28 protein-coding genes are annotated in these 26,512 nt (G+C 55.8%); 7 read left to right on the plus strand and 21 right to left on the minus strand.

All coding sequences use genetic code 11. The features are described 5' to 3' along the window. Positions 1 to 33: 33 nt before the first annotated feature. Complete coding sequence (gene mak, locus IM314_RS11000; protein ID WP_047363937.1) at positions 34 to 939, minus strand: fructokinase; 906 nt, start codon at positions 937 to 939, stop codon at positions 34 to 36. A gap of 123 nt (positions 940 to 1,062) precedes the next feature. On the opposite strand from mak, the gene rdgC reads away from it, so the two are divergent. Beyond that, on the plus strand, positions 1,063 to 1,977 hold the full coding sequence (rdgC, locus tag IM314_RS11005; RefSeq protein ID WP_014882739.1) for a recombination-associated protein RdgC: 915 nt from the start codon (positions 1,063 to 1,065) through the stop codon (positions 1,975 to 1,977). Positions 1,978 to 2,023: 46 nt separating this feature from the next. Here rdgC and ppnP read toward each other — a convergent pair whose 3' ends face one another. From ppnP to IM314_RS11030, 5 genes are all read right to left on the minus strand, one after another. Beyond that, positions 2,024 to 2,311, minus strand: coding sequence for a pyrimidine/purine nucleoside phosphorylase (gene ppnP / locus IM314_RS11010; protein WP_008503270.1), 288 nt, complete (start codon positions 2,309 to 2,311; stop codon positions 2,024 to 2,026). 71 nt (positions 2,312 to 2,382) lie between these two features. Next, positions 2,383 to 3,060, minus strand: a complete 678-nt coding sequence (locus IM314_RS11015; RefSeq protein ID WP_028012129.1) for an AroM family protein — start codon at positions 3,058 to 3,060, stop codon at positions 2,383 to 2,385. 237 nt (positions 3,061 to 3,297) lie between these two features. Further along, entirely contained in the window at positions 3,298 to 3,489 is a 192-nt protein-coding gene (gene yaiA / locus IM314_RS11020) for a protein YaiA (RefSeq protein ID WP_003859135.1), read from the minus strand. A 44-nt stretch (positions 3,490 to 3,533) separates the two neighbouring features. Continuing rightward, positions 3,534 to 4,058, minus strand: a complete 525-nt coding sequence (gene aroL, locus IM314_RS11025) for a shikimate kinase AroL (RefSeq protein WP_028012127.1) — start codon at positions 4,056 to 4,058, stop codon at positions 3,534 to 3,536. A 144-nt stretch (positions 4,059 to 4,202) separates the two neighbouring features. Then, positions 4,203 to 4,661: a YaiI/YqxD family protein gene (locus tag IM314_RS11030; protein WP_010428006.1), complete on the minus strand. Its 459-nt coding sequence runs from the start codon at positions 4,659 to 4,661 to the stop codon at positions 4,203 to 4,205. Positions 4,662 to 4,758: 97 nt separating this feature from the next. On the opposite strand from IM314_RS11030, the gene proC reads away from it, so the two are divergent. Further along, positions 4,759 to 5,568 carry a pyrroline-5-carboxylate reductase gene (gene proC / locus IM314_RS11035; RefSeq protein WP_041911103.1) on the plus strand — a complete coding sequence of 270 codons (810 nt, stop codon included), beginning with the start codon at positions 4,759 to 4,761 and terminating at the stop codon, positions 5,566 to 5,568. A gap of 14 nt (positions 5,569 to 5,582) precedes the next feature. Here the strand turns inward: proC and adrA are convergent, their stop codons facing one another. The 5 genes from adrA to IM314_RS11060 all read right to left on the minus strand — a co-directional run bounded on the left by adrA (position 5,583) and on the right by IM314_RS11060 (position 9,922). Continuing rightward, positions 5,583 to 6,686, minus strand: coding sequence for a diguanylate cyclase AdrA (adrA, locus tag IM314_RS11040; RefSeq protein ID WP_193358861.1), 1,104 nt, complete (start codon positions 6,684 to 6,686; stop codon positions 5,583 to 5,585). Between the two features lie 102 nt (positions 6,687 to 6,788). Beyond that, a complete protein-coding gene (gene psiF / locus IM314_RS11045; RefSeq protein WP_041911105.1) occupies positions 6,789 to 7,109 on the minus strand; it encodes a phosphate starvation-inducible protein PsiF in 321 nt (106 codons plus the stop codon). A 275-nt stretch (positions 7,110 to 7,384) separates the two neighbouring features. Next, positions 7,385 to 7,645 carry an anti-adapter protein IraP gene (gene iraP, locus IM314_RS11050; protein ID WP_028012123.1) on the minus strand — a complete coding sequence of 87 codons (261 nt, stop codon included), beginning with the start codon at positions 7,643 to 7,645 and terminating at the stop codon, positions 7,385 to 7,387. Between the two features lie 210 nt (positions 7,646 to 7,855). Further along, positions 7,856 to 9,070, minus strand: a complete 1,215-nt coding sequence (locus tag IM314_RS11055) for a multidrug efflux MFS transporter (RefSeq protein ID WP_041911106.1) — start codon at positions 9,068 to 9,070, stop codon at positions 7,856 to 7,858. A 168-nt stretch (positions 9,071 to 9,238) separates the two neighbouring features. Continuing rightward, the gene (locus IM314_RS11060) at positions 9,239 to 9,922 is read right to left on the minus strand and encodes an extensin family protein (protein WP_047363931.1); all 684 of its coding nucleotides are present in this window, start codon (positions 9,920 to 9,922) and stop codon (positions 9,239 to 9,241) included. A 103-nt stretch (positions 9,923 to 10,025) separates the two neighbouring features. On the opposite strand from IM314_RS11060, the gene ddlA reads away from it, so the two are divergent. Further along, positions 10,026 to 11,126 carry a D-alanine--D-alanine ligase gene (ddlA, locus tag IM314_RS11065; RefSeq protein ID WP_193358860.1) on the plus strand — a complete coding sequence of 367 codons (1,101 nt, stop codon included), beginning with the start codon at positions 10,026 to 10,028 and terminating at the stop codon, positions 11,124 to 11,126. Here ddlA and IM314_RS11070 read toward each other — a convergent pair. Continuing rightward, the gene (locus IM314_RS11070; protein ID WP_028012119.1) at positions 11,123 to 11,353 is read right to left on the minus strand and encodes a DUF2754 domain-containing protein; all 231 of its coding nucleotides are present in this window, start codon (positions 11,351 to 11,353) and stop codon (positions 11,123 to 11,125) included. The two genes, ddlA and IM314_RS11070, sit on opposite strands and share 4 nt — an antisense overlap. 248 nt (positions 11,354 to 11,601) lie before the next feature. On the opposite strand from IM314_RS11070, the gene IM314_RS11075 reads away from it, so the two are divergent. Further along, a complete protein-coding gene (locus IM314_RS11075; RefSeq protein ID WP_014882725.1) occupies positions 11,602 to 11,901 on the plus strand; it encodes a DUF2755 family protein in 300 nt (99 codons plus the stop codon). Here the strand turns inward: IM314_RS11075 and IM314_RS11080 are convergent. The 3 genes from IM314_RS11080 to IM314_RS11090 form a co-directional block, all read right to left on the minus strand. After that, a complete protein-coding gene (locus IM314_RS11080) occupies positions 11,898 to 12,995 on the minus strand; it encodes a DUF1615 domain-containing protein (RefSeq protein WP_045259878.1) in 1,098 nt (365 codons plus the stop codon). The genes IM314_RS11075 and IM314_RS11080 overlap by 4 nt on opposite strands. Positions 12,996 to 13,009: 14 nt before the next feature. After that, the gene (sbmA, locus tag IM314_RS11085; RefSeq protein ID WP_028012117.1) at positions 13,010 to 14,230 is read right to left on the minus strand and encodes a peptide antibiotic transporter SbmA; all 1,221 of its coding nucleotides are present in this window, start codon (positions 14,228 to 14,230) and stop codon (positions 13,010 to 13,012) included. A gap of 114 nt (positions 14,231 to 14,344) precedes the next feature. Then, on the minus strand, positions 14,345 to 14,878 hold the full coding sequence (locus IM314_RS11090; protein WP_045630657.1) for an isochorismatase family protein: 534 nt from the start codon (positions 14,876 to 14,878) through the stop codon (positions 14,345 to 14,347). 204 nt (positions 14,879 to 15,082) lie between these two features. On the opposite strand from IM314_RS11090, the gene ampH reads away from it, so the two are divergent. Further along, a complete protein-coding gene (gene ampH / locus IM314_RS11095) occupies positions 15,083 to 16,243 on the plus strand; it encodes a D-alanyl-D-alanine-carboxypeptidase/endopeptidase AmpH (protein ID WP_193358859.1) in 1,161 nt (386 codons plus the stop codon). Positions 16,244 to 16,245: 2 nt separating this feature from the next. Here ampH and IM314_RS11100 read toward each other — a convergent pair whose 3' ends face one another. Next, positions 16,246 to 16,872 carry a helix-turn-helix domain-containing protein gene (locus IM314_RS11100; RefSeq protein ID WP_193358858.1) on the minus strand — a complete coding sequence of 209 codons (627 nt, stop codon included), beginning with the start codon at positions 16,870 to 16,872 and terminating at the stop codon, positions 16,246 to 16,248. Positions 16,873 to 16,961: 89 nt separating this feature from the next. Further along, the gene (locus IM314_RS11105) at positions 16,962 to 19,736 is read right to left on the minus strand and encodes an autotransporter outer membrane beta-barrel domain-containing protein (protein ID WP_193358857.1); all 2,775 of its coding nucleotides are present in this window, start codon (positions 19,734 to 19,736) and stop codon (positions 16,962 to 16,964) included. A gap of 453 nt (positions 19,737 to 20,189) precedes the next feature. Between IM314_RS11105 and hemB the strand changes: the two genes are divergently transcribed. Continuing rightward, positions 20,190 to 21,164, plus strand: a complete 975-nt coding sequence (gene hemB / locus IM314_RS11110; protein WP_028012112.1) for a porphobilinogen synthase — start codon at positions 20,190 to 20,192, stop codon at positions 21,162 to 21,164. 72 nt (positions 21,165 to 21,236) lie between these two features. Continuing rightward, positions 21,237 to 22,937, plus strand: coding sequence for a lysophospholipid acyltransferase family protein (locus IM314_RS11115; protein WP_047363920.1), 1,701 nt, complete (start codon positions 21,237 to 21,239; stop codon positions 22,935 to 22,937). A 69-nt stretch (positions 22,938 to 23,006) separates the two neighbouring features. Here the strand turns inward: IM314_RS11115 and tauD are convergent, their stop codons facing one another. From tauD to tauA, 4 genes are read right to left on the minus strand one after another with little or no spacing between them, the layout of a single operon-like run. Then, a complete protein-coding gene (gene tauD, locus IM314_RS11120) occupies positions 23,007 to 23,855 on the minus strand; it encodes a taurine dioxygenase (protein ID WP_028012110.1) in 849 nt (282 codons plus the stop codon). After that, positions 23,852 to 24,679: a taurine ABC transporter permease TauC gene (tauC, locus tag IM314_RS11125; protein WP_041911117.1), complete on the minus strand. Its 828-nt coding sequence runs from the start codon at positions 24,677 to 24,679 to the stop codon at positions 23,852 to 23,854. The genes tauD and tauC overlap by 4 nt, the downstream gene beginning before the upstream one ends. Next, on the minus strand, positions 24,676 to 25,443 hold the full coding sequence (tauB, locus tag IM314_RS11130) for a taurine ABC transporter ATP-binding subunit (protein ID WP_041911118.1): 768 nt from the start codon (positions 25,441 to 25,443) through the stop codon (positions 24,676 to 24,678). The genes tauC and tauB overlap by 4 nt, the downstream gene beginning before the upstream one ends. A 10-nt stretch (positions 25,444 to 25,453) precedes the next feature. Continuing rightward, positions 25,454 to 26,416 (minus strand): taurine ABC transporter substrate-binding protein, encoded by a 963-nt coding sequence (gene tauA, locus IM314_RS11135; protein ID WP_060571912.1) that lies wholly within the window; start codon positions 26,414 to 26,416, stop codon positions 25,454 to 25,456. Positions 26,417 to 26,512: the final 96 nt, after the last annotated feature.

Consider the following 26,512-nt stretch of genomic DNA (forward strand, 5'->3'; position numbering starts at 1 on the left):
TCAAAAACGGCAACGCACGTTGCCGTTTTGCGTTTACTCCGGCCATAACCACGCCGCGCCGCGCACGCCGCTGGAGTCGCCGTGGACGGCTTTGCGGATCGGGGTTTCGCACTCGCCGCCGAAGACCCACTGTTTCACCAGATTTGGTACCGTGGCGTACAGCCGGTCAACGTTGCTCATGCCACCGCCGAGCACAATCACGTCCGGATCGAGAATGTTCACTACGTGCGCCAGCGATTTCGCCAGACGCATTTCGTAGCGGCTGAGCGCCAGTTCGGCCACCGGATCCTGTTCTTCCACCAAACGCATAATCTCGTTCCCCTTGAGGGGCTGGCCGCTCAGGCGGTGGTAGTCGGTCGCAAAACCGGTGCCGGAAATAAAGGTCTCGATACAGCCCTGCTTGCCGCAGTAGCACGGCACCTCGGCGCAGTATTTGAGTTCATCTTCATCCATCCACGGCAGCGGGTTGTGCCCCCACTCACCCGCCGTGCCGTTGCCGCCGATATGTGAACGTCCGCCAAAGGCCACGCCCGCGCCGCAGCCGGTACCGATAATCACCGCAAACACGGTCTGCGCTCCTGCGGCTGCACCATCAACGGCCTCTGAGACCGCCAGGCAGTTAGCGTCATTCGCCAGACGCACTTCCCGGTTCAGACGCTGGCTCAAATCCTTATCAAACGGCTGACCGTTGAGCCAGGTAGAGTTGGCATTTTTCACCACACCCGTATAAGGCGAAATGGAGCCGGGGATCCCCATCCCGACCGTGCCCCTCTCGCCCGTCGCCTGCTCGGCCATATCAACCAGCCGGGCAATCGTCTCGATCGTCTGGTGATAATCATCGCGCGGCGTCGGCAGACGGTGGCGGAACAGCTGTTCCCCCTGCTCGCTTAATGCGATGACTTCTGTTTTGGTGCCGCCCAAATCAATCCCAATACGCACAAGACTCTCCTCATTATTTTGATTATCAACAGAGTAGAAGCACGCTTCCCGATTAGCAATGCAAGCGATGCGACAATTCGTTATCATGCCCGCTGATTTAACGACAAGGCCGTGGAAATTATCATGCTGTGGTTCAAAAATTTGATGGTTTACCGTCTCAGCCGCGACGTTTCGCTGCGCGCAGAAGAGATGGAAAAACAGTTAGCCGCTTATAGCTTTTCCCCTTGCGGTAGCCAGGATATGGCGAAAACCGGTTGGGTTCCGCCAATGGGTTCACAAAGCGATGCACTGACCCACGCCAGCAGCACGGGTCAAATCATCGTCTGCGCCCGCAAAGAAGAGAAAATTCTGCCCACGCCGGTGGTTAAGCAGGCGCTTGAAGCAAAAATTTTCAAGCTGGAAGCCGAGCAGGGCCGCAAGCTGAAAAAAACCGAAAAAGACTCGCTGAAAGATGAAGTGCTGCACTCTCTGCTGCCGCGCGCCTTCAGCCGCTTCAGCCAGACGATGATGTGGATCGATACCGTTAACGGGCTGATCATGGTGGACTGCGCCAGCGCCAAAAAAGCGGAAGATACGCTGGCCCTGCTGCGTAAAAGCATCGGCTCTTTACCGGTCGTACCGCTGGCGCTGGAAACGCCGATTGAGCTGACCCTGACCGAGTGGGTTCGCAGCGGTACCGCGGCGCAAGGTTTCCAGATCCTGGACGAAGCCGAGCTGAAAGCCCTGCTGGAAGATGGCGGCGTGATCCGCGCGAAAAAGCAGGATCTGGTGAGCGACGAGATCGCCGTACACATTGAAGCGGGCAAAGTGGTCACCAAACTGGCGCTCGACTGGCAGCAGCGCATTCAGTTCGTGATGTGCGACGACGGTTCCGTGAAGCGTCTGAAGTTCTGCGACGAGCTGCGCGATCAAAACGAAGATATCGACCGGGAAGATTACGCCCAGCGCTTTGACGCGGACTTTATCCTGATGACCGGCGAACTGGCCGCGTTAATTCAGAATCTGGTGGAAGGTCTCGGCGGCGAAGCGCAGAGATAATTTCCCCTCACCCTGATCCTCTCCCCAAAGGGGAGAGGAAAGACGATTATTTCAGGTAGCGGCACAGATAAGAGGTCGGTTCAGCGACCTGCAAATGAAATTCGCTGTGGCCAGGGACGTTGAAAACTTGTCCGGCAGCGTAAACTTTCCATTCCGTTTCACCCGGCAGTAAGACGTTCAGCGCGCCGCTGACCACCGTCATCTCTTCCGCTTCTGCCGTGCCAAAGGTGTATTCCCCTTCAGCCATAACGCCCACACTGGCGCGGCCAGTGCTGCTGCTGGTAAAACCGATGGATTTCACTTTACCGGAAAAGTATTCGTTACTTTGAAGCATGAACTGGCCCTTATATTCAGAGATAAAAATTCACTATAGGGGCCATGCTCATCACCTGTCACGCAAAATCATTACGTCAGAAGTTCTGAGGCCAGGCGAGCCATCAGAACGTTGGATAACAGCACCGGCACGTCCAGCGCCTTTTGCAGTAAATCCCGGTGATGCTGGTGAAAACCAAGACAGTCCAGAATCAATACATCCGCCCCTCTCTCCAGCAGCTCCTTCCCGGCAGCAATGAGTTTAGCCTCGCTGTCCCAGAAGGGGTTTGCCAGCGCATACAGGGGCGTTTTTTCGAGCACGTGCCACTTTGCTTCCTGGTTGTCCATAAGCTCCTCGATGGGCACAATGACCCCCACCTGATGCCCGTCAACAATGGAGGCTACCAGCGGAGGAATAATGCGCATCGGCTCAAGCAAAATCGCATTGCGCGCGATGAGCCCCTTAATGGGGGCGGTGCTCATCAGCAAAATTACGTCATATTGCTGATTATCGAGTACTTCTATTACTGCCTGCAGCGAACGCTCTATTTTCTGCCGAGAAACATGCGCCAGTTTACCGTCGCTTAATAACGTCGCCAGGGGATCCTCCCCCGCCTCTACAGCGTAGTCTTCCATGACCTCTTCCCGGCTCATCTTACCCAGCAGGCTGAGATGCGTGATCTGTTGTTCAGATACATGCTCGGTTAAGAGCGGTAACACTTCGCTTACAGGGACCACACCAATGGTGAGGATCGCCAACGTTGCCTTCATCTTCTTCGCCTTCCATCACTACAAATACGTATACACAGGTACAGGCTCTCTACGCTGTACAGTTCGTTTTTTCAACAAAACAGCACCAAGCGTAGCAGGCGATCTCTACCCCGAAATGTAAAGATCGCCTGCCGGTAACGGAGCTACCTGTAATAACTAAATATTAACTCCTGCTTAACATTTACGATGAGTAAAAAGTGTGATTCAGGCACGGTATTGGAGCGTTTAGGAAAACATTCACGACTTTTCGGGATCTTCGTAGCGCCGTTTGGCATCCAGCGCTTCCTGTTCAGTCTCATGTTCACTGATCAGCGAGTCCGGTTTGGGGTGATCGGCACGCAGCTGGTACCAGGTGACGGTCTGGTCGCCATTGCCTTTTTCAACGGTAACAATACGTGCTTCGCGCGGATAGGGAGGTCTGGTTGGCATAGCTCATCCTTTTTTTATGTCTGAGCTATCAGTATAGACGGCGGTTAGCTGGCACACGCCAGACGCAGGGCGGTAATAATCTGAATTACCACATCTTCCGGGGCCGCAGAGGCATCCACGACATGGTGTGCCGCTTCACGGTAGAGGGCATCACGCTCGGCCAGCACTTCGCTCACCTCTTCGCTGAGCGGTCGTGAGGTCAGCGCCGGGCGTTGTCCCTCTTCAGGAAATGCTTCAAGTCGCCCTACCAGAGCCGCCACCGGCGCGCAGAGATAGATCACAATGCCTTTTTCGCGCATAAAGTGACGATTACATTCGGCCAGAACAATACCGCCTCCCGTCGCAATGACGGCTGACGGCGTGGTGACCGCTTTCAGCGCGGCCGTTTCGCGGGCGCGAAAGCTTTCCCATCCCTCTTGCTCCACGATGTCTGCGATGGTTTTGCCGGCCTCGGTCTGCAGCCAGTGGTCGGTATCAACAAACTGACGATGACATGCGCGTGCCAGTTCCACGCCAACGGTGGTTTTCCCACAGCCGCGGGGGCCAACTAAAAAGATGGGTTGGGTCATAGCCAGGTGTTCCCCTTGATGCCGAATGGCTGAAGAGTGTAAAGAAATAATTGCAGAAGATGTGTCGAATACTTTACTGCAAAGCGGTACGGGATGACAACCCTGTGGAGGCTACACTGTACCACATATTGACAATAATTATCATTACGCCGTACGGCGCTTCACTTCCAGCAGCCATTTATCCAGTTCGGCAGCAAACTGCTGGCGATCGCGCTGGGACAGGCTGTCCGGTCCACCGGTCTGCACGCCGCTGGCCCGCATCGTATCCATAAAATCACGCATAGTGAGTTTTTCCCGGATGGTTGAAGGCGAATAACGCTCGCCGCGAGGATTGAGCGCCGCCGCCCCTTTCTCCAGCACTTCCGCCGCCAGCGGAATATCGGCGGTGATGACCAGATCTTCCGCGCTGCACAGACGAACAATTTCATTATCCGCCACGTCGAACCCGGCCGGCACGCGGAGGGAGCGAATGAACCGCGAAGGCGGGACGCGAATATTCTGGTTCGCTACCAGCGTCAGCGGCATCTGAACGCGCTCGGCGGCGCGGAATAAAATCTCTTTAATCACATTCGGACACGCGTCCGCATCAACCCAAATCGCCATGTTGTCTCCCCATAATGACTCTGCCGACTATTGTCGCCTGCATTTCGTTGTTAAGCTATCAATCAGAGAAAACAACGCATAATGACGGAGAATCATGATGGACAAGAAAATCGGGTTTATCGGCTGCGGTAACATGGGCAAAGCCATCCTGGGCGGCCTGATCGCCAGCGGGCAGGTTCTGCCGGGTCAGATTTGGGTTTATACGCCGTCACCGGATAACGTCGCCGCGCTGCGCGATCAATACGGGATCAACGCCGCCGAAAGCGCGCAGGAGGTGGCCCAGGTTGCCGATATCGTCTTTGGTGCCGTTAAGCCGAACATCATGATCAAAGTGTTAAGCGACATCACCTCCAGCCTGAATAAAGAGACGCTGGTCGTGTCGATTGCCGCAGGCGTGACGCTCGATCAGCTGGCGCGCGCGCTGGGCCACGATCGTAAAATCGTCCGCGCGATGCCGAATACCCCCTCACTGGTCAACGCCGGTATGACCTCCGTCACCCCTAACGCGCTGGTGACTTCAGAAGAGGTGGCGGACGTGCTAAACATTTTCCGCTGCTTCGGCGAGGCGGAAGTGATTGCAGAATCCATGATCCATCCAGTGGTCGGCGTGAGCGGTTCAGCCCCCGCGTACGTTTTCATGTTTTTAGAAGCGATGGCGGACGCCGCCGTGCTTGGCGGTATGCCGCGCGCGCAGGCGTATAAATTCGCCGCGCAGGCAGTGATGGGCTCCGCCAAAATGGTGCTGGAGACCGGTAAACACCCGGGTGAACTGAAGGATATGGTCTGCTCCCCGGCCGGTACCACCATCGAAGCGGTGCGGGTGCTGGAAGAACGCGGGTTCCGTTCTGCGGTTATCGAAGCGATGGCAAAATGCATGGAAAAATCAGAGAAGCTGAGTAAATCCTGATGTCTGGCCGGGCGTCAGGCGGCCACTTCGGTGCGGCCGCGCCCGGCATTTTTCGCCTTATACAGCGCCACATCTGCCGCCTTCAACCATTCCCGATAGTGTACAAACTGCGGCCCCCAGGGGGCCACGCCCACGCTGATGCGCAGAGGCTCCTTCGGCGCGCAGGGTAACGACAGCGTTTCCAGCCGCGCGTGAACCCGCGACATGACGGCGATGGCGCTTTCAGCGGCCGTCTGGGACATAATCACCGCGAACTCATCCCCGCCAAACCGGCCTATCGCATCGCCTGACCGTACCGACATCTGAAGCTGGCGGGTAATGGCCACGATGGCCTTGTCGCCTGCGTCGTGCCCCCAGGTATCGTTGATGTTTTTAAAGTGGTCGATATCAATCAGCAATATCGTGGCGGTGCAGTGGCTCCGGCGACAGCGCTCAAATTCATTGCGCAGCAGCATTTCCCAATGTCGGCGGTTAAAGACCCCGGTCATACCGTCACGGGTGCTCATCATTTCCAGCCGCCGCTTATGTTCCGCCAGCCTGACGGCCATTCGATGGCTAAGCCAGGCAAACAGCATGGGATAAAGCATAAGGACAGGAAGCGTTAAGCCCCACTCCAGCGCCCCCGGATTAAAGGGCTGCGCTCTGCCAGCAAGCGGTAACGTAAGCAGCGCAGTAAGCAGGGTGAGCACGATCCCCGCGATAAAAAGGCGGCAGCCGCCAGAGCCCATCATATTCATCCCCACCATCATCACCAGCGCCGCAGTGGGTAATACATACATCCCCATCACGCCGATCCAGACCCCGGCGATAACGGCATCCATCTTGAGGTTAAAAATTTCCTGCTGATGAGGTGAAGCGGCGCGGCAGGATAACTGCCAGGCAAAGTGCGGCCAGATGAATGCCCACCCCACCAGCAACAACCACCAGCTGCCGGGTAAAAAATGGCTGACCAGAATTTCCGCCACCGGGAAAAACATCGCCGCCAGCCCGACAACGCGCGCCAGCCGGGCTCGCCTGGCAAACTGGATGCCGGTACGGTGAGGGTCATCCTGAGAAAGGGTTAAACTCCACTCTTCCCGAATGCGCTTTTTGTAGTAATAAATGTCATCATTCATCATTTTTGGGAATATTCTGAAACATTTTCCCAAATTATAGAGAGGGGATCTGCGGGGAAAGTATGAAATTTCGGGTGAGCCGCCGGAGCCGCTCACCCGTTAGAACTACACTTTTTTCTTCAGGCAGGCACTCATGAACTTGCTGCGATCGTCGCCCTTGAGGGACTGTTCGGTTGCTTTCGCATTACACTCGCGCATTTTTTGCTGCTGCGGCGTCAGGCTTTTTTCGCCGGGTTTCGCGGCGCCGTTTTTCAGGCAGTCGCTCATGTAGGTTTTACGTGCATCCCCCTTCAGACTCTGGGACGTCGCCTGTTGATTACAGGTGGTCATGCGTTGCTGTTGCGGCGTTAATGTTTTTTCTTCCGCGTTCGCCGAGGAGATCAGGAACAGGCCGGAGAGCAGAGTAACCAGTAATGTTGTTTTCATTGCACCATCCTTTTGTGAACATTCCCTGTAAGTCTGGTTCGTGACAGGAAAAAAACCACCCGGCAGATGTGATTTCGGCCGGGAATTTATCATTTCAGTTCCAGCGCGCAGGAATTGACGGTATCAGCATAACTGGCAGGGGTAATTAACAGGGAATGTAACGCGCTAAAAAGCGCGCTCTGTTTCAATTTATTTTCTTCATGTACAAATACAAAAATAAAACAGAGCGACTCCAGGCATCCTGCATGACAATCCTATGACATGTCAGTAACGGCTTAACTGCGCGGATGCCTCAACAGCTTCTTTACGTATTGCTGCAGCAACTCGGCATCCTCTGGCGGAACCTGCGTATCGGGCCGCGCCTTATCCAGCGCTCCTTCAATGCTTTCAATTAACGCCTGCTGATCCGATGTTGCCATCTGCCGCAGCAGCGCGGTGACAACTATTTCCAGCGCTTCGACCTGGGCGACCAGCTCTTTCGACTCCTCTTCCTTTTGTGCAAGCTTAACCAGCAACTCAGCAATGAGATTTTTCATCGTGCTATTTCCTTATGGGATTTCCTCTGAAATTAACACCAGGAATGAAATATGCAAAGCGGAGAAAAGTATTATCTTATGCAAAAGTGACATTGCCGCCAAATTAGCGCAGCGATCTTTTCAGCGAAACGTTTTCCTATAAAAAAACGCCGCATTTTGTTATATAAAAATGCGGCTACCATAAGAATATATAATACATCTGCGAAAAGGTTATTTCGCTGATTTCGCTTCCGCTATTTGTCTGCGGCGACGCAGGGCAATAGCCAGCTGGATAATATTGATTAAAACGACAATCGCCGTCGCGGCAAATACCCAGCGAAAACCCGCCATTGCAGATACGGACGCACCAATAAGCGGACCGGCGACGTTGCCTAAATACATAAACGACTGGTTATAGCCAAAAATACGCCCCGTGACCTGGTCGCTGGAATATTTGACCAGCAATGTCTGTACGGCGGGCAACATAGCGCCATCCGCAAAGCCGAGTAAAAACCGCAGCACGCCCAGCTGAAGCGGAGAGGTAACAAACGACATGGCGAAAAAGAGCACCACCGCAAAAATCAGCGTCGCCATCAGGATGCGCGCCGTGCCGATCCTGTCGCCCAGTTTTCCCAGACGCGGGGCAGAGATCAGCGCGGAGACGCCCGGCACGGCGGCAATCATGCCGCTGAGAAAGGCGATATTGTTGCTGTCCGGCTCCATCGACTTGATAAACAGCGCCAGAATCGGGCCGACCGAACCGTTGCAGAGCTGGATCACCATGGTGGTGACAAACAGGCTAATCACGAGTCCCGGGTATGGCAGCGAGGCGAAGACGGCCTTGCCGCTCAGGCGCTCAGATTTACTGATAACGGGGCGGCCCCCCTCTTTGATAAGAAAGAGCGTAACCAGAAAGCTGATCACCAGCAGGATTGCGGTGATGATGAATACCGCGCGCAGACCGACATGGTCAGCCAGAAAACCTCCCAGCAGCGGGCCGCCGATAACGCCGCTGATCTGGGCGGTGGAGAGCGTACTCAGCGCCCAGCCGCTGCGCTCGCGCGGCACCTGAGAGGCAACCAGCGCCATGGCGTTGGGAATATACCCGGACGTCAGCCCCATCACCGCCCGCAGGAAAAACAGCTGCCAGACGTTGGTGGCGAAGGCCTGGAGCAGAATAGCAATCGCCATCCCGAGGGAGGCGCGCAGCAGCATCAGCTTGCGCCCTTTCCGATCCGCCAGGCTGCCCCACATCGGTGACACAATGGCGGAGACCAGAAACGTGACGCTGAACGTCAGCCCGGACCACATGGACAGCGCTTCGTGGGAGCTGACCCCCAGCTGTGACACGTACAGCGGCAGGAACGGCAGGATCTGGCTGATGGCAAGCCCGGTGAAGAAGCAGCCGAACCAGACCGAGATGAGATTAACTTTCCAGGATTCCATACAGAAATAGTCTTCATTTTTAGGCGAATTCGCCGTCAGATTAGCAAGTTACGCGCCTTAACGTCGCACCAGAGATGCGGCCTCGCTGACTTTGGTGTTTTATCTTCCCAGTCATCATATTTGTGAAATAAGTCACAATTCATCCATTTTCTGGCGGAAGATTATGCTTCAGCGGCAGAGACCAAAGCCGCGCATTCCCAGATGAAAATGGCTGGCGTGCGCCGCGTTATATTCCGGCCCAAGACCGTTTCCGTAGTAACCGCAGCTTGCCGCCAGCAGAGCCTTCAGCCAGGGCTGCGTTTTTGCCGATTTCCAGCCGTTAAGTACCGTAACGCGCTCTCCGTTCGCCAGCCGAAAAGCGGCGATATCCAGCGCCTCTGCCGTGGCATGTTCGCTGCGCCGCGCATCGGGCCGGTGGTAGATATTGCGGCAGGCAAAGCTGCCGAGGTGCTCAATGCGCGTCAGTTCACTGCCGGTAAAGCGTTTAGTCAGGGGCCGTGCCTGCTGGCTGACAAACAGGGCTGAGCTGAGCGCCAGCGGACAGCTGGCAAGAAAACTGCCGTTCAGGCTCACCGGGCCAAAGTCACGCACGCGCACGACGTTGTTCAGCGGGCATTCCCCGCCGCTGTCAGCGACCGCCTGCGTGCGGATCAGGTTTTTTTGATTAGCCTGCGCTAACAGACTCGCGCAGGCTTCGGGCGTTAAGCGTCGCAGCTTATACTGGGTAATGCGGCCAGGCGGGTCGTCCAGGTTCAGCGGCGTGAAAGGGTTGTAGTAAGACGGCAGCCAGCGATAGCCCGCCATTGCGATTGCCCCAAGGATGAAAATGGTCAGCAGCGTTTTTCCTTTCACTCTCCCCCCTCACTGTTCCCCAAAACATTATGGCAGAAGGCCGCGAAACCCGCAGGGCATCGTGGTATGTTATTGGCTTTTCGTCAGACTGGAAGAGAGTGAGATGGCAAAGCAGCGCGTAGGTATTGTCTTTGGGGGAAAATCAGCGGAGCACGAGGTTTCATTGCAATCGGCTAAAAATATCGTCGATGCGATCGATAAAAGCCGTTTCGACGTGGTGCTGTTGGGCATTGATAAACAGGGCCAGTGGCATGTTAACGATGCCAGCCAGTATCTGCTGAATGCCAACGATCCGGCACACATCGCCCTTAATCCTTCGGAAATTAGCGTCGCCACCGTACCCGGCGTCGTGAAAGGTCAGCTCATCGACGCAGGCAACGCGCAGGCTCTCGCCCAGATCGACGTGGTCTTCCCCATCGTGCACGGCACCCTCGGCGAAGACGGTTCCCTGCAGGGAATGTTACGCATGGCCAACCTGCCGTTCGTGGGCTCGGACGTGCTGGGCTCCGCCGCCTGCATGGACAAAGACGTCACCAAACGCCTGCTGCGCGATGCCGGGCTGAATATCGCGCCGTTCGTGACGCTCACCCGCGCCAACCGCGACAAACACAGCTTCGCGCAAATTAGCGCTGAACTGGGTCTGCCGCTGTTTGTGAAGCCAGCTAACCAGGGCTCCTCTGTGGGCGTCAGCAAAGTCACCACCGAAGCAGAGTTCACGCAAGCCGTCCGTCTGGCGTTCGAGTTCGACCATAAAGTGGTGGTTGAGCAGGGGATCAAAGGCCGCGAAATTGAGTGCGCGGTGCTGGGCAACGATTTCCCACAGGCCAGCACCTGCGGTGAAGTGGTCTTAAACAGCGACTTCTACTCGTACGACACCAAATATATTGATGATAAAGGCGCCCAGGTTGTTGTTCCTGCGGATATCGATCCGGCCATTAACGATAAGATCCGGGCGATCGCCATTGAGGCCTATCAGACGCTCGGCTGCAGCGGCATGGCGCGCGTGGACGTGTTCCTGACGCCGGAGAACGAGGTGGTGATCAATGAAATCAACACGCTGCCGGGTTTCACCAATATCAGCATGTATCCAAAACTGTGGCAGGCCAGCGGGCTTGGCTACTCTGAGCTGATCACCCGCCTGATCGAGCTGGCGCTGGAGCGTCATGCCGCCGACAGCGCCCTGAAAAGTTCCGTTAACGGCTAATCGGCACCCTTAGCCGTCTCCTCCGCTGTCGTCTCTTCCGGACGGCGGCGGATTATCAGCCCTGCCAGCCAGAAACTGATTACCCAGGTCACCAGGCCCACGGCATAGGTTTGCCAGCCTTTCGCTTCAAATCCCAACAGCCCCACGACGCCGTTAAGAATAAAGATCAGCCCGATAGCAAAGGCGTAGTAGTGCCAGTCACGGCGAAGTTTGGACGTGAGTTTCATAACAACTCCGGCAGAAAAAAAGACATCCTCTCACAGTTTCACCGCCAGGTCTGTGGCAGATGCGGAAATTCTGAAATGCGGTGCAGTTTCATTTAAGTTAACAAATTGTGACATGCTGCAGAAATCAACAATCCAGGAGAAATCCTGAGCGAAAATTACCACGATTCTGATATTGACAAATGCGATGACCTGTCAAACTCACCCCGTAAGACGCGTATTAAAACAGAGTGATATTTCGGGAGGTCAACATGGCTGACTTTACATTGTCGAAACCGATTTTTGGCGGCAAACCAAAAACCTCCACGGCGGGTAATATCGCGTATGCCCTGTTTGTCCTGTTCTGCTTCTGGGCTGGCTCCCAGCTGCTTAATATGCTGGTGCACGCGCCGGGCGTTTATGAACACCTGATGCAGGTGCAGGATAACGGACGCCCGCGGGTTGAAATCGGGTTTGGCGTGAGCACGCTGTTTGGCCTCGTTCCCTTCCTCGCGGGGTGTATGATTTTAGGCGTGGTCGCGCTCGTCCTGCGCTTTCGTCGTCGCCATTAAAGCCCCATACAGCGAGCCCGGCGATCGTCCACGCGTTTTGCGAACCATGCGGTGGTCAGGTTACGCGTGATCTTCGGGCTTTCCAGCTGAATCCCCGGCAGAATTGCCCTCGGCAACGTTTTCCCACTCTTCTTATCGGCAAGCGCAAACACTTTCTTGTAGAGATCCGTTTTCTCAAACGCCAGGCTGTCGCCTTTCTCAAGCTGACGGCGAATGTCGCTGTTGCTCATATCAAGCGTTGTCGATAATTTCCGGATCGCCCGCTCGGTGCTTCCCGCCTCACTGCTGCCGTAGGCGATAAGATCGCCGTCCAGCGCCAGCTTGACGCCGCTTGCGCGGCTAACCGCGCTCTGAAACGCCGCGTTACGGCTGGCATACCAGCCCGCGTTAAAGTCTGCAAAGCGGTACAAGGGCTCGCTGTAGTTCGCCGGATAGTTCAGCAGATGATACGTGCCGAACCACAGCCCGCCGCGCAGGGAGAAGACCTCCTGACGCACCGTACCGTCAATTTCCCACGGGTAGCCGTCGGTATGCTTCTCGGCAAACGCAATGCTCACCTGCATCGGGCCGCCGGTGTGAACCGGGTTCAGTGAGCCAAACAGTTTCTGCCCCATCGGCACCATGTTAATGAAATCATCAAAGATGGCGCTGAGCTGTTTTTCGGTTTTCACCGTGTCCAGCCGCTCGCTGTAGCTTTTGCCGTTTGGCGAAGTGATTTTCAGCGCGGTATGCACGAGGAATACCGGGATATGCATCGATTCCGCGCGGCGGTCGATCTCTTTCCAGGCAATTTTGTTGAGACCCGGCACCACCGGGTCTGACTGGTACATCGACTCCTGCTGCGCCACCGCCAGCACCGAGCAGATATTCTCCTCGGTTGGGGCAATCTTCTGGCTTTCAAAGGTTTTTGCCAGCGCATCCGCCCACGCATTGCGATCCTTCACGCTGGCGGGCATTTTTTGCCGCACAACGCTTGCGACATCCACGGGCTTCTCGCCCTTTTTAAGCGGAGCGGCCCCTTTTTCGGCACAGCCCGCCAGAACGAGGGCAGCCAGCAAGGACAGCGGTAACGCACGCGGTACGGCAAAAGACATAGCAACTCCCTGTATTAGCTAAATGTGTTGGTGACTTCCTGCAGGTCCCGATCGTCCAGCTCATGTTCAAAGCTGCGCAGACGTTTGTAGATGGACATCAGCTCCACCAGCGTGGTCCAGGAGTTGATCAGATACTGGAACGAGTTTCTGACCTGATCGAACACGTTGGTAATCTGGGTCAGTAAGCCCAGCGTGATTGTTCCCGCAACAATAGATGGGAACAACAGGAATAGTCCAAAAACAGTATCGACCTGCAGATAGAAAATACGGGCAATATTGAAATACATATAGTGGAAATAGAGCCGGAAATAGTTGAAACGGACGTTGCGGAACAGCTCTTTTATCGTCGGGGGCGCAGCGCGCGTTGGGTCGTCCTCTCCGTAGACCAGCTCCTTACGATAGGCCGCTTCAACACGCTGATTCTTAAACTCTAAGCCCGGCAGCTTAATCCCGACGACGGCAAGCAGGCCAGTGCCCATAAGCGACCAAATCAGCGCCGGGATGAGCAGGCCGTACGGTAAATGTCCGACAATCGGCAATGCTGAAATATGCGGAGAAAGCGCGACCAGAATCGGTAAGAACGCAAACAGTTTCAGGATGGCATTAAGCAGGCTGACGCCCATATCCTCAAGCGTTGACGCAAAACGCATGGTGTCTTCCTGAACACGCTGAGCAGCACCTTCAATATGGCGCAGACGCTCCCAGTGGGTCATGTAGAATTCGTTCATCGCCGTACGCCAGCGGAAGACGTAATGGCTGACGAAGAAATTATTCAGCACCGCCACGGTGACAGCGATCATCGCAATGCCCATAAAAATTTTTAACTGATTATAAAGCTCGCCAATTGGCACCCTGTTAGGGGCGCTCAGCGCTTTCTGGATGAGATCGTAGAACGGGGCATACCACGCGTTAATGGCTACGCTCACTTCGACCAGAAACCAGGTGACAAAAATAATCAGCGACGTTCCGAGAATGGACCACGTCTGCCAGCGATGAGGGGAATAATTAAACCAGAACAGCGCAAACAGCCCGACGCACAGCGCGTAATAGGCATAAAACAGCAGATAGCTGAACGACCAGAAGCGCGCCGCGCTAATCGGCACCTCGCCTGTCGCCCCCACGATGCGTGTCAGCCATGCACCGCCGCCCGCCAGCCAGAACACGACTGCGATCAGTGCCCAAATAAATGCCGACAGGAAAAAAGGCCCCGGCTTTGGGAAAAAAGACTTAAACATGATACTTCCTTCTTGTTGTTATGGTTGTTGCTGTGCTCAACACATTACCACACGAATACCTTGCCCGAGCCGGACCCCGGCTCGGGCAAAAAGGTCAGACCCGTGGGTTGATTATTAGTTCGCTTTCCAGTTTTCGAGAATTGTTTCGGTGCGTTTCACCGCGACAGGGTTCGCTGGCGCAATGAAGTTTCGCCAGACGTCGTTGTGGTGGTGAATCAGGATCTGTGCTTCGGCAGCCGGGCGGTTGGCGGTGGTGTGGGCATCTTCCGCCACGGTAATGTGGTAACCCCGGCTGACGCCATTCTTGACCGTGGCGTCAACGCAGTAATCGGTGGCGCAGCCGCAGATGACAAACTCGCGAATGCCCTGCTCGCGTAACAGCGCCTCAAGCCCGGTGTTATAGAAGGCATCGCAGGCAGTTTTGGTCACGTACAGCGCGCCAGCAGGTTGATGGAGTTCAGGCAGCAACGCAAACCCGTCACTTCCCTCTTCCAGCCCCCCGGCCTCGGCATGCTGAATAAAAACCACCGTGTCGGCAGCCTGCGTAAGCTGGTTGATCAGAGAGACACACGTCTCGCGCTGATGACGCGGGGTTTCAAACACCCCGTTCTGCATATCAACCACCATTACCACACGCTTTTCAGACATACCGTTCTCCGCAAGATTAAGTAACACTGGTGCCTATCATAAGCCCGATGTCACAAAATGGGAGAGCGCTCGCAGGGAAATTCTTCATATTTACCCATGGTTACGTTTTTCTCGCTATGGTTATGCTATTCGGGGCATTGCACGGTGCCGATTAGTAGTATAAATACCCATTACTTTCCTCATTCACTTCATGGATGCTTTTCGTTGAAACGTTGTCTGCTCTCTTTTGCCGCGCTGTGTGCGGTGAGCTTCTCCACCGCCCAGGCAGCCCAGCCGCTGACGGCGCCCGTTTTGGCTTCCGATATTGCCGATCGCTACGCGAACCTTATCTATTACGGCAGCGTCGCGACAGGAATGGCATTGGTGGTCATCGACGGCAACCAGCGCGTTTTCCGCAGCTTTGGTGAAACGCGTCCAGGTAATAACGTTCGTCCGCAGCTGGATTCCGTTGTGCGCGTCGCGTCCTTAACCAAGCTGATGACCAGCGAAATGCTGGTGAAGTTGCTCGACCAGGGCGTGGTAAAGCTCGACGATCCGCTCAGCAAATACGCCCCGCCGGGTGCCCGCGTGCCGACGTATCAGGGCACGCCAATTCGCCTGGTGAACCTCGCGACGCACACCAGCGCTCTGCCGCGCGAGCAGCCGGGCGGCGCGGCGCACCGCGACGTTTTTGTCTGGCCAACGCGCCAACAGCGCTGGAACTACCTGAGCACCGCCACGCTGAAATCCGCCCCGGGCTCGCAGGCCTCTTACTCGAACCTGGCGTTCGATCTGCTGGCGGATGCGCTTTCAACGGCGGCGGGCAAACCTTACCCGCAGCTGTTTGAAGAGCAGATCACGCGTCCGCTGGGCATGAAAGACACCACCTTTACCCCTTCCCCGGACCAGTGCAAACGCCTGATGGTGGCAGAGAAAGGCGCAAGCCCCTGTAACAACACGCTGGCGGCCGTGGGCAGCGGCGGGGTCTATTCCACCCCTGGCGACATGATGCGCTGGATGCAGCAGTTCCTTTCTTCGGATTTTTACTCCCGCAGCAGCCAGGCCGATCGTATGCAGACCCTTATCTATCAGCGTACTCAGCTGCATCGCGTCATCGGGATGGACGTGCCGGGTAAAGCCGATGCGCTCGGCCTGGGCTGGGTCTATATGGCGCCGAAAAATGGCCGTCCGGGCATCATTCAGAAAACCGGCGGCGGTGGCGGATTCATTACCTACATGGCAATGATTCCGCAGTCCAACGTGGGCGCGTTTGTGGTAGTCACCCGTTCTCCGAACACGCGCTTCGTTAATATGAGTGACGGCATCAATAACCTGGTGGCCGAACTGAGCGCCAATAAAGCCCAGGTGCTTACTGCGTCTAACTGATCTTAATATTCCGTGGGCAAGCGGTTGATGCTGACCAGCTTGCCCCGGCTCATATTGATGTAGTTCCCCTGACGCAGCGCAGCCAGGACTTCTGCAACGACCGAACGTGAAATACGTGTGCTACGCTGAATATGATTCATAACGACAATTTTTGAGCGCAGCGAGTCATCCCACTCGGCCATATTGATCAACATCGCCCGGATCTGACTATAAGAGTTATTTCCCACCAGCTGCAGGTCACGCTTGCCCAGAATATGGTTAATCCATGACACCCAGCAGAAAGCATCCTGCCAGAGATGATTTTGCTGAATAAGTTGACGCGTGGCAGAGACCGGTAAATAAAATCCAGAACAGGTTGTGTGTGTCATCATGGAATATTCCAGATAACTATCATTTATCCATGCATTCAAACCATAGATAAAAGGTGCCTGCGCAATGCCCATCAGAAGTTCATCAGATTTACGATGGATAGCGGTAAGACCAGACTGTATTACAAAAGTAAATGGCTCATCATCATTATTGCCGGTTGTTATTAATTGCTGTGGTTCGATCTTAAAGGGGGTACCGGCGACTTCCAGACATTTTGCGAGCCGGCTTAATTCAGAAAGTGGTTTCGCATTAACGTTCATGCATACCTCAAAGCATCTGTATCTGTCGGTTCTTTATTATTTTTAAACCATATAAAAAAGCGGGGGAAAATATCCCCCGCGCTTTCTATTTACCAGGTATATTTCACACCCAGGTTTGCTCCCCAGTTCTGGTCAACGTCACCGCCGCCCAGATAAGTCGCATCGGTGTAAGCACTGAAGTTTTTGGTGAAGCTGAACTGGGTGCCCAGCCCAACGCGAACCGCAGAGCCTTCGACGCCGTTATCAATGCTGTCAGAGTTGATATCAGCATTATTGTCAGCATCGTCATAGACGTAAGCCAGCTTGAAGTACGGGGTCAGCGCCTGTTCGCCGCCGTAGTTGAAGGTATAACCCGCATCCAGGCCAAGTTCATAACGCATGCTGTCGTAAGACTGACCATCGATACGCATGTCGTTGCTCAGCTGGTAGTCGTCGCCTGACTGGAACAGACCGGAAATCGCCGCATAAGGGGTGATATAGCCTGAGAGGTTTGGTTTCCAGTCATAGCCCAGCTTCATCCCGAAGCCAACAGCGTCAGAGGTGGTGTCACCGTCAACATACTGACCGTTGCTCATGGTTGCAGAGAGGTCATTGTTAAAGCGGGTGTAGTTCAGTGAGCTGTCGAGGAAGACGTTGTTCGCAAACGTCGCAGACGCGTAGATCATCGCCGTCTGGCTGTCCTGATCGACCTGACCCGTACGATCGCTGATATCGCCTTTCGCAAAACCAGCTGCACCACCGACGATCCACTTCGCATTATTACCGTCAATCTGCGTGTCCAGACCGACCATAATGCCGCTTACGTCCTGATCGTAGCTGACGGTGCCGTTATCCGCGTCAAAATTGCCGCCGAAATAGCTCACCCACGCTCCGCCGTTGTCTGCCAGGCCATGACGGCTGTTGGTCAGACGCGTACCCACGGTATCCTGCTGGAGATTCCAGATATTGGTGTTGGCAGAAGGAATGCTCAGCGCCATGTTGGCGTAGTCAGTCAGCTCTTTCTGCTGGAGAACAACGGTGTCACCCTCCTGCTGCGCCTGATAGGTGTAAGCACCTAAATCAGCTTTGTTTGCAGCAGTAAAGCTGGCTGCGGTATCTGCGTTATTGTCGTAGACGCGAATGATCTCTTTGTTTTTGTAGTCGGCAACTGAACCAGCGCCGGTTGCATCGTCGATGCGCACCTTGTAGTTACCGGCAACGTCACCGTTCACCGCCAGATGGCCGTCGGAGTTCAGCGCGACAACACCGTAGTCATACTCCGCGTTGTAGCGATCGTTGGTGATATAGCGTGCGTTGTTCAGATCACTGTTCAGCACATAATCGCGGCTGGCAACGTTGAGCACGCCGCCATCGGTCAGTACCATATTGTGCGTATCAACCTGACCCAGACCCAGCGCCAGCTCGGCACCGTTGTCTACGGTAATGGTGTTGGCATACAGCTCTGCTGTCTCTTCAGTCAGTGCCGCACGGCTATAGCTGTCCAGATACAGGCTGTCGGTTGCCACGGCTCCGCTGTCGCCAATATTCATGGTTGAAGCATTGGTCAGGGTGATTGAATCCGCCAGCAGGCCGGAGTTTTCAACATTGACCTGAGACTGGTTGTTCACCGTCAGCGCATCAATGTTGGAGACCTTGCGGGTATCCCACTCGGAACCGTTATCCAGCGCCACATTGAACAGGCCGCTTTGGTACACCTCTTCACCGGCAACGTGACCGTTGCTGTCGAAGGTAGAATCAGGCCAGATGCTGTTCGGGGGCAGAGCGTGCCAGTCAACGTTGCTGTAGCCCTGGCCATACATCTGCGCAGTGCCGATAGCTTCAACGCTGGACTGCGCTGCACCGACCCACTTGCTGCCGTTGGTCAGCGTAACATCCAGTGTATCGGTACCGTCCCAGCCGTTGGTGGTTGGGTTATAGACACCATCTTCAGTGGTATCCGTTGCCGGATCGCCATTCTCGTAGAAGTTGTTATCAAAGGTGCTGGAGAAAAGAATGTCACCCGTTACGGTAGAGTGATCGAAGGTAGCGGTGGTCTGCATGGCGTTATCAGACGCGCCGGCCGCAACGATCAGCGCCGCATCATCCGCAGCCGAGGCGTTGGTTTCACCGTAGTCGCTCGGCTTCGCCGTTTGACCGTAGAACCCGTTGGTGCCCAGATCGCTGTACGCACCAGAGGTCAGCACGGAGTCTTTCACCACCAGCGTATCGGTAAAGACATTGCTGCTGTTAGCAACGCCTTCAACGCCGTCGTATGGTGTGTTATCCAGTTCCTGATAACCCTGCGTCAGCGTGATACCCGCGACGTGGGAGTTGTTCTGAATCACGATATCAGATTCAACGTCCAGGGTAATTGCGTTACCCAGACCATAGGTGTCCAGATAATGCGTTTCAGTATTCTCGCCATTGACGACATCATACGCGTAATGCTCGTAGGCATCGTTGATGGTGGAGTTATCAACGGTCAGGCTAAATCGATCGTACTGGGTATGACTGGTGCCGTCAGTATCCACGCCATCTGCACACGTCGTGGTCATACACTCTGACGTGATCATGCCGTTAATGGTGCTGTTAGAAATACTCAACGCGTTTGCACGGCCATTGACCCCATCATCCAGATAGTAAGTCGAAATAACACCGTTTACGGTTGATTTATTGATGACCGGATAAATGTCACCATCATGGGTGGCATCCGAGTAATCCCAATCTGCGTAGCCATAATACCACGGCGTAGATGCGGTATTATCATATCCAAAAGTATTATATGTCGTACCGGAAATATCTTTCGCATTAGCCTGAGAAGCGATAGCCAGCGTACAAGCTAATGCAAGTTGAGATACAACCAGTTTCTTTTTCCATGTTTGCATTGGGTCATCCCTCCTCAGGGACGTAAGCATGTTTGTCCGTAAATCAATTAGCAATGTTTAATTGCGGAGGGAATTATGCAGTTTCATTTCGAAAAGGTTCAATGAATGTTTCCAGTAAGTCCGCATTCAGACAAAAAACAGACTCATACCACAAAGCATAGGGCGTCATAAAATAAATACTATAAAAACAAAATGTTAATGCACGGGCAAAGCAATCAGGGAAATATCATAAAAAATAATAAATCATTTTTAATGATACATTCATTTCTATATAGAAATAACACAAATGTCTCATTCTTCTCTCAGCGTTATACTGACCTGCATTATATATTATTGTTAACTGGCAAACTCATCTGCTGCATTTCGCAAAAGCAAAATGCCCACTTTAGTAAAACACCCGTCGCCACTTTGAGGTACACTAGCCCTCTTTGTTCCACAAACATCAGGCATACCATGACCGATTTAATTGCACGTCCCCGCCGCCTGCGTAAGTCACCCGCACTGCGCGCCATGTTTGAAGAGACAACACTGACCTTAAACGATCTGGTGTTGCCGATTTTTGTTGAAGAAGAGATTGATGACTACAAAGCCATCGAAGCGATGCCGGGCGTGATGCGCATTCCGGAAAAACATCTGGCGCGTGAGATTGAACGCATTGCCAACGCGGGGATCCGCTCGGTGATGACCTTCGGCATCTCCCACCATACCGACGCCACCGGCAGCGATGCATGGAAAGAGGATGGCCTCGTGGCCCGCATGTCCCGCATCTGCAAAGATACCGTGCCAGAAATGGTGGTCATGTCCGACACCTGCTTCTGCGAATACACCTCCCACGGGCACTGCGGCGTGCTGTGCGATCACGGCGTGGACAACGATGCCACCCTGCTGAACCTCGGCAAGCAGGCGGTCGTGGCTGCCGCTGCGGGTGCGGACTTCATCGCGCCCTCTGCGGCGATGGACGGACAGGTTCAGGCTATCCGTCAGGCGCTGGATGCGGCAGGCTTTACCGACACCGCCATCATGTCCTACTCCACCAAGTTTGCCTCCTCCTTCTACGGTCCGTTCCGTGAAGCAGCGGGTACGGCGCTGAAGGGCGATCGTAAGACCTACCAGATGAACCCGCTGAACCGCCGGGAAGCGATTCGTGAATCCCTGCTTGATGAAGCCCAGGGCGCAGACTGCCTGATGGTGAAACCGGCTGGCGCCTATCTCGATATTCTGCGCGACATTCGCGAGCGCACCGAACTGCCGCTGGGGGCATACCAGGTGAGCGGTGAATACGCGATGATCAAATTCGCCGCGCTGGCCGGTGCAATCGACGAAGAGAAAGTGATCCTCGAAAGCCTGGGCGCGATCAAACGCGCGGGCGCGGATCTGATCTTCAGCTACTTCGCGCTGGATCTGGCCGAGAAAAAAATCCTCCGCTAATCTTCACCAAACTGCAATACAACCGACATCTGCTCCTTCTACTGTCTTCGCAAGACGGCAGGAGGAGTAATCATGTTTAGCCTCGATAGCGTTCTCGACGATCTTTGGCCTCAGGCGAGGCCTGCACCCTGGCAAAAAAGTCTGTTAAAAAGGCTGTTTTACGAAGAAGAATTCCAGCAGTTTGCCGCCGCTCACCGCCACCTGAAAGGACTGGATATGGTGGAGCAAGTTCTGGAGCACCTTGATATTCTCTGCACCGTTTCCGCCCGCGATCTCGAACAAATCCCCGAACATGGCCCACTGGTTATTATTGCCAACCACCCGACAGGCACGCTGGACGGGCTGGCGCTGATGTACGCCGTCTCCCGCGTGCGGCGCGACGTTAAAGTCGTGACCAACCGGATGCTGACCCACCTTGAGCCTCTTAGTTCGCTGTTTATTCCGGTGGACAATATGGGCGGCAGGACGGCGAAATCGTCTCTGGTTCAGATGGAGCAGCATCTGCAAAACGCGGGCGTGCTGATCTTCTTCCCGGCGGGTGAAGTTTCACGCCCCACGCGCAAAGGCATTCGCGATAAAAAATGGCACTCCGGCTTTATCAAACTCGCCAGCAAGCTGCGCGCCCCGCTGCTGCCGGTGCATATTCAGGCGCATAACAGCCTGCTCTTTTATGCCAGCACGCTGGTGTCGCCGACCTTGTCGATGCTGCTGCTAATGCAGCAGATGTTCCGCCGCCGCCACAGCCAGCTGCCGATTAAAATCGGCCAGCAAATCGCCTGGCATCACTGGCATAGCGCCACTCTTTCGTCACGTGAGATGGCCGAGCAGTGCCGTCAGCACGTGATACGTCTTGGCAAGGGATTGCCTGGCGTCTTCAAAACCCAGTGCGCCATTGCTCGTCCGGAAGAGCGGGCCACCCTGAAACGCGAGCTGGCGCAGGCGGAGTGTCTGGGTAAAACCAGCGACGGTAAAACCATCTACCTGTGGCAGCGCAACGAGCAGGAAGAGGCACCTCTTCTGCGCGAGCTGGGCCGCCTGCGCGAGATTGCGTTTCGCGCGGTGGAGGAAGGGAGCGGTAAACGCCGGGACACCGACAGCTACGATGACGATTATCTGCACCTGATCCTCTGGGATGAAGAGGATCTGGAGATCGTCGGCGCGTATCGCTTTATGCCGACGGCCATGCAGATCGAAAAACGCGGCGTTGAAGGTCTGTACAGCTACAGCCTGTTCCACTACGACGACAAAATGCAGGACGTGCTTGAGCACGGCATTGAGCTCGGGCGCAGCTTTATTCAGCCGCGCTACTGGGGGCGTCGCGGTCTGGACTATTTATGGTCCGGCATCGGGGCTTACCTGGCGCGTTACCCACATTATCGCTACCTGTTTGGCCCCGTCTCCATCTCCGGCGGCTTACCGCCTGCGGCACGGGATCTGCTGGTCGCCTTTTACCGCCTGTGGTTCCCGGCGACGCATCCGCTAGCCGCGTCACGTCAGCCGTATCCGGCATCCTTACCGGACGTGCTGGCACAGTTTGGCGGCGTGGATTACGTGGACGATCTGACGAAGCTGAAATCCCTGCTCGGCAATCTGGGCTGCGGCATACCGCCGCTGTATAAACAGTATTCCGAACTTTGCGAGCCCGGCGGCGTGCAGTTTATTGATTTTGGCAGCGACCCGGCGTTCAACAATTGCGTAGACGGTCTGGTGCTGGTGGATTTGTGCTACCTGAAGGCGAACCGCTATCAGCGGTATATTGAGGCGCACCTTTAATTGGCCGGCAATTGTGCACCGTTTTCGCCGGGTGGCGCTGCGCTTACCCGGCCTACGGGTACTACAGGATCAGGGGCGGTAAAACGGCTTATCGCCCAAAATCGTCGCCCGCTGCATAATCCTTCGCTGCGGCAGATAGTCCGCGTTGGCGTAGTGCTGCGTCACGCGGTTATCCCAGATCGCCAGGTCGTTCTCCTGCCAGCGCCAGCGCACCTGAAACTCCGGTTTAGTGATATGTGCGAACAGGAAACCTAACAGCGCGTCGCTCTCTTTTTCCGTCACGTCCACAATGCGCGTCGTGAATCCTTCGTTCACGAACAGCGCCTGCTTGCCCGTGACCGGATGGGTGCGCACCACCGGGTGCAGCAGCGGCGGATGCTTCGCCACCGCTTCCAGCCAGCGCTGATGCTCCTCTTCGCTTTTACGGTACTTATATTCCGGGAACGATTTTTTGAAATCGTGCTCCGCCCGCAGGCCGCTCAGCAGCGTCCGGAACGGCGCAGAGAGCGCCTCAAACGCCGCAATCCCGCTCACCCACAGCGTATCGCCGCCGGTCTCTGGCAGTAATTTTGCTGCCAGAATCGCCCCGGCGGGCGGCGTCTCGATAAAGGTGACGTCCGTGTGCCAGTTGTCGTTGTCCGGCGGGTTATCGTTGTGGGTATCCAGAACGATAATCTCCTCCACCCCTTCCGCATGCGGATAGACCGGGTGAATATGCAGGTCGCCAAAACGCAACGCCAGCGCGCGCTGCTGCTGCGGGGTGATCGCCTGCTCGCGCAGGAACACCACCTGATGGCGCAGCACCGCGTGGTACAGCTGCTCAAACTGGTTATCGCTCAGCGGGCGGGACACATCCAGGCCCGACACCTGCGCGCCAATATACGGCCCCAGCGGGGTGATGGTCAGTCGTTCACTCATTGTATTTCTCCATGCCAGGGCGTCAGGCGGCGCTGTAGCGCGCGCAGCCCCAGTTCTAACCCGAAGGCGATCGCGGCAATCACCGCGATCCCTGCCAGCACCACGTCAGTCGCCAGGAACTCTCCCGCCGACTGAACCATAAACCCTAATCCTCGCGTGGCGGCGATCAGCTCTGCCGCCACCAGCGTGGACCAGCCCACGCCGAGGCCAATGCGCAGCCCGGTTAAAATCTCCGGCAGCGCGCCGGGTAGAATCACGAACAGCAGCACTTGTGTACGGCTGGCCCCCAGCGACTGCGCCGCACGAATGCGCACCTGCTGGGCACTCTTCACGCCCGCCAGCGCCGACATGGCAACCGGCGCGAAAATCGCCAGATAAATCAGCAGAATTTTCGACGTTTCGCCGATACCGAACCAGATCACCATCAGCGGCAAATAGGCCAGCGGCGGCACCGGGCGGTAAAGCTCAATCAGCGGGTCAAGGATGCCGCGCACCGTCGGGCTTAGGCCCATCGCGATCCCGACCGGGATACCGATAACCACCGCCGCCAGCAGCGCCACCAGAATGCGCGTCAGGCTTGCGCCGAGATGCTGCCAGAGCGTAGCGTCCATAAAGCCCTGCGGCCCGGCGATGGAGATGAGTTTCGCCAGCACCTGTCCCGGCGGCGGCAGAAACAGCGGGCTGACCCACTGCTGGGCCGCAACCGCCCACCACGCAGCCAGCAGCACCAGCAGCGTACCGACGCTCAGAGTAATTTGACGTGAGAAAGGCCAGCGCAGCGCCAGACGCGTGCGGCGCGTTTTTTCACTGAAGACGATGCTCATGAGAACGCCTCCCGCTGTTCGAACACGCGGCTTAAGACGTATTCACGCTGCTCAATAAACCGCGGTTCGGATTTGATGCTGCGCACCGGCTCTCCCGCGACGTAGCGACGGGCAAATTCAAGCGGCAGCCGCTCCAGCACGCGCCCCGGCCCCGGCGAGAGCAGCACCAGCTCGGTCGCCATAAACACCGCCTCTTCGATATCGTGGGTAATTAACAGCACCTGCTTGCCCGTCTCATGCCACAGGCGCAGCAGCAGGGTTTGCATCTGCTCGCGGGTAAAGGCGTCCAGCGCCCCGAACGGCTCGTCCAGCAGCAACAGCTGCGGATTCGCCGCCAGCGCGCGGGCGATCCCGACACGCTGTCGCTGGCCGCCGGAAAGCTGCCAGATAAAGCGTTTTTCCGCCCCTTCCAGCCCCACTTTTTTCAGCATCGCCCGCGCGGTTGCCAGCCGCTGTTCACGGTTCACACCCGCAAGCTGTAGCCCAAACGCTACGTTCTCCTGCACGTTGCGCCACGGAAGCAATCCTTCGTTCTGAAAGACCACGCCGCGCTCGGCGCCAGGGCCATCCACCTTTTTGCCTTCCAGCTGAATGGTGCCGTGCTGATACGGTACAAACCCGGCGATCAGATTCAGCAGCGTGGTTTTTCCGCAGCCGGACGGGCCGAGCACCACCAGTAGTTCACCGCTGCCCAGCGTCAGGTTGATGTCCTCCAGCGCGGGTTTACCACCGTAATCGGCATACAGGTTCGTAATGTTCAGCATGGCGGACTCCTTATTTCACAAAGCGGTCGGTGACGTACTGACTGTAATCCGCCGCGACCGCAGGCACTTTGCCCTGCTCTTTCAGGAAGGTTGCGGTATCTACAATCGCTTTGCTCACCGGCCCGTTTAGCTGCTGCACCTGCTGCGCGGGGGTCAGATAGGTATTGCCCTTCACCAGCCCCGGCACGTCCGCTTCCGGCACGCCGCTCAGGCGGGAGAGTTTTTTCAGATTGGCGGGCTGCTTCAGCCACTCATCCGGGTTGCTGATGTACGGCTGCTGGGCGTCAATCGCGCTTTTCGCGAAGGCTTTGACTACCTCAGGATGTTTCTCGGCGAAGTCTTTACGCACCACCCACACGTCGAGGGTTGGCGCGCCCCACTGGCCCACTTTTTCGGAGTCGGTCAGCACGGTGCCGTCTTTTTCCAGCTCGTTTACTGCCGGTGCCCACACGTAGGCCCCGTCAATATCCCCGCGCTGCCAGGCGGCGATAATCGCCGGCGGCTGAAGATTGATGATTTGCACCTGCCCCGGCTTGATGCCCCAGTGTTTGAGCGCCGCCAGCAGGCTGTAGTGGGTGGTGGAGATAAACGGCACGGCGATGCGTTTGCCGATCAGGTCTTCCGGTTTGGTGATGTTTTTCTTCACCACCAGCGCTTCGGAATTACCAAGCTGCGAGGCGAGGAGGAACACCTCAATCGGTACCTGCTGGCTGGCCGCGACCGCCAGCGGGCTGGAGCCGATATTGCCAATCTGCACGTCGCCGGAAGCTAACGCACGCACGACGGACGCACCGCTGTCGAACTTGCGCCAGTCGACTTTCGCGCCGCTCTCCTTCGCAAAGGTATTGTCCGCCTGCGCAACCTTCGCCGGCTCAGCCGAGGTTTGATACGCGACGGTAACGTCCACCGCCTGCGCCTGAAATGCCCACAGCGCCAGCGCGCCGAGAAGTGTGATTCGCGATGAAATTGCCATAGTGCCTGCTCCCCTGTTGTTATGAGGGCAGTATTTCCGGCGCGGGAATTTTGATAAAGGAATAAAAAAGAATCGCTAATGACGATTCGTTTTTAG

This window comes from Enterobacter cloacae complex sp. P42RS (genome assembly GCF_014930595.1).
Lineage (GTDB): Bacteria > Pseudomonadota > Gammaproteobacteria > Enterobacterales > Enterobacteriaceae > Enterobacter > Enterobacter bugandensis.

What these genes read in the sequence shown, in the direction of transcription:
- IM314_RS11080 (WP_045259878.1), bottom strand. Translation starts at nt 12,995, where the DNA reads ATGTCTTTTGCCGTACCGCGTGCGTTACCGCTGTCCTTGCTGGCTGCC.
- IM314_RS11030 (WP_010428006.1), bottom strand. Translation starts at nt 4,661, where the DNA reads ATGGCGATTTGGGTTGATGCGGACGCGTGTCCGAATGTGATTAAAGAG.
- IM314_RS11070 (WP_028012119.1), bottom strand. Translation starts at nt 11,353, where the DNA reads ATGAAACTCACGTCCAAACTTCGCCGTGACTGGCACTACTACGCCTTT.
- yaiA (WP_003859135.1), bottom strand. Translation starts at nt 3,489, where the DNA reads ATGCCAACCAGACCTCCCTATCCGCGCGAAGCACGTATTGTTACCGTT.
- aroL (WP_028012127.1), bottom strand. Translation starts at nt 4,058, where the DNA reads ATGACCCAACCCATCTTTTTAGTTGGCCCCCGCGGCTGTGGGAAAACC.
- tauA (WP_060571912.1), bottom strand. Translation starts at nt 26,416, where the DNA reads ATGGCAATTTCATCGCGAATCACACTTCTCGGCGCGCTGGCGCTGTGG.
- rdgC (WP_014882739.1), top strand. Translation starts at nt 1,063, where the DNA reads ATGCTGTGGTTCAAAAATTTGATGGTTTACCGTCTCAGCCGCGACGTT.
- ddlA (WP_193358860.1), top strand. Translation starts at nt 10,026, where the DNA reads ATGGCAAAGCAGCGCGTAGGTATTGTCTTTGGGGGAAAATCAGCGGAG.
- proC (WP_041911103.1), top strand. Translation starts at nt 4,759, where the DNA reads ATGGACAAGAAAATCGGGTTTATCGGCTGCGGTAACATGGGCAAAGCC.
- sbmA (WP_028012117.1), bottom strand. Translation starts at nt 14,230, where the DNA reads ATGTTTAAGTCTTTTTTCCCAAAGCCGGGGCCTTTTTTCCTGTCGGCA.
- IM314_RS11115 (WP_047363920.1), top strand. Translation starts at nt 21,237, where the DNA reads ATGTTTAGCCTCGATAGCGTTCTCGACGATCTTTGGCCTCAGGCGAGG.
- tauB (WP_041911118.1), bottom strand. Translation starts at nt 25,443, where the DNA reads ATGCTGAACATTACGAACCTGTATGCCGATTACGGTGGTAAACCCGCG.
- tauC (WP_041911117.1), bottom strand. Translation starts at nt 24,679, where the DNA reads ATGAGCATCGTCTTCAGTGAAAAAACGCGCCGCACGCGTCTGGCGCTG.
- IM314_RS11015 (WP_028012129.1), bottom strand. Translation starts at nt 3,060, where the DNA reads ATGAAGGCAACGTTGGCGATCCTCACCATTGGTGTGGTCCCTGTAAGC.
- ppnP (WP_008503270.1), bottom strand. Translation starts at nt 2,311, where the DNA reads ATGCTTCAAAGTAACGAATACTTTTCCGGTAAAGTGAAATCCATCGGT.
- IM314_RS11055 (WP_041911106.1), bottom strand. Translation starts at nt 9,070, where the DNA reads ATGGAATCCTGGAAAGTTAATCTCATCTCGGTCTGGTTCGGCTGCTTC.
- hemB (WP_028012112.1), top strand. Translation starts at nt 20,190, where the DNA reads ATGACCGATTTAATTGCACGTCCCCGCCGCCTGCGTAAGTCACCCGCA.
- IM314_RS11100 (WP_193358858.1), bottom strand. Translation starts at nt 16,872, where the DNA reads ATGAACGTTAATGCGAAACCACTTTCTGAATTAAGCCGGCTCGCAAAA.
- adrA (WP_193358861.1), bottom strand. Translation starts at nt 6,686, where the DNA reads ATGATGAATGATGACATTTATTACTACAAAAAGCGCATTCGGGAAGAG.
- psiF (WP_041911105.1), bottom strand. Translation starts at nt 7,109, where the DNA reads ATGAAAACAACATTACTGGTTACTCTGCTCTCCGGCCTGTTCCTGATC.
- IM314_RS11105 (WP_193358857.1), bottom strand. Translation starts at nt 19,736, where the DNA reads ATGCAAACATGGAAAAAGAAACTGGTTGTATCTCAACTTGCATTAGCT.
- IM314_RS11090 (WP_045630657.1), bottom strand. Translation starts at nt 14,878, where the DNA reads ATGTCTGAAAAGCGTGTGGTAATGGTGGTTGATATGCAGAACGGGGTG.
- iraP (WP_028012123.1), bottom strand. Translation starts at nt 7,645, where the DNA reads ATGAAAAATCTCATTGCTGAGTTGCTGGTTAAGCTTGCACAAAAGGAA.
- IM314_RS11075 (WP_014882725.1), top strand. Translation starts at nt 11,602, where the DNA reads ATGGCTGACTTTACATTGTCGAAACCGATTTTTGGCGGCAAACCAAAA.
- tauD (WP_028012110.1), bottom strand. Translation starts at nt 23,855, where the DNA reads ATGAGTGAACGACTGACCATCACCCCGCTGGGGCCGTATATTGGCGCG.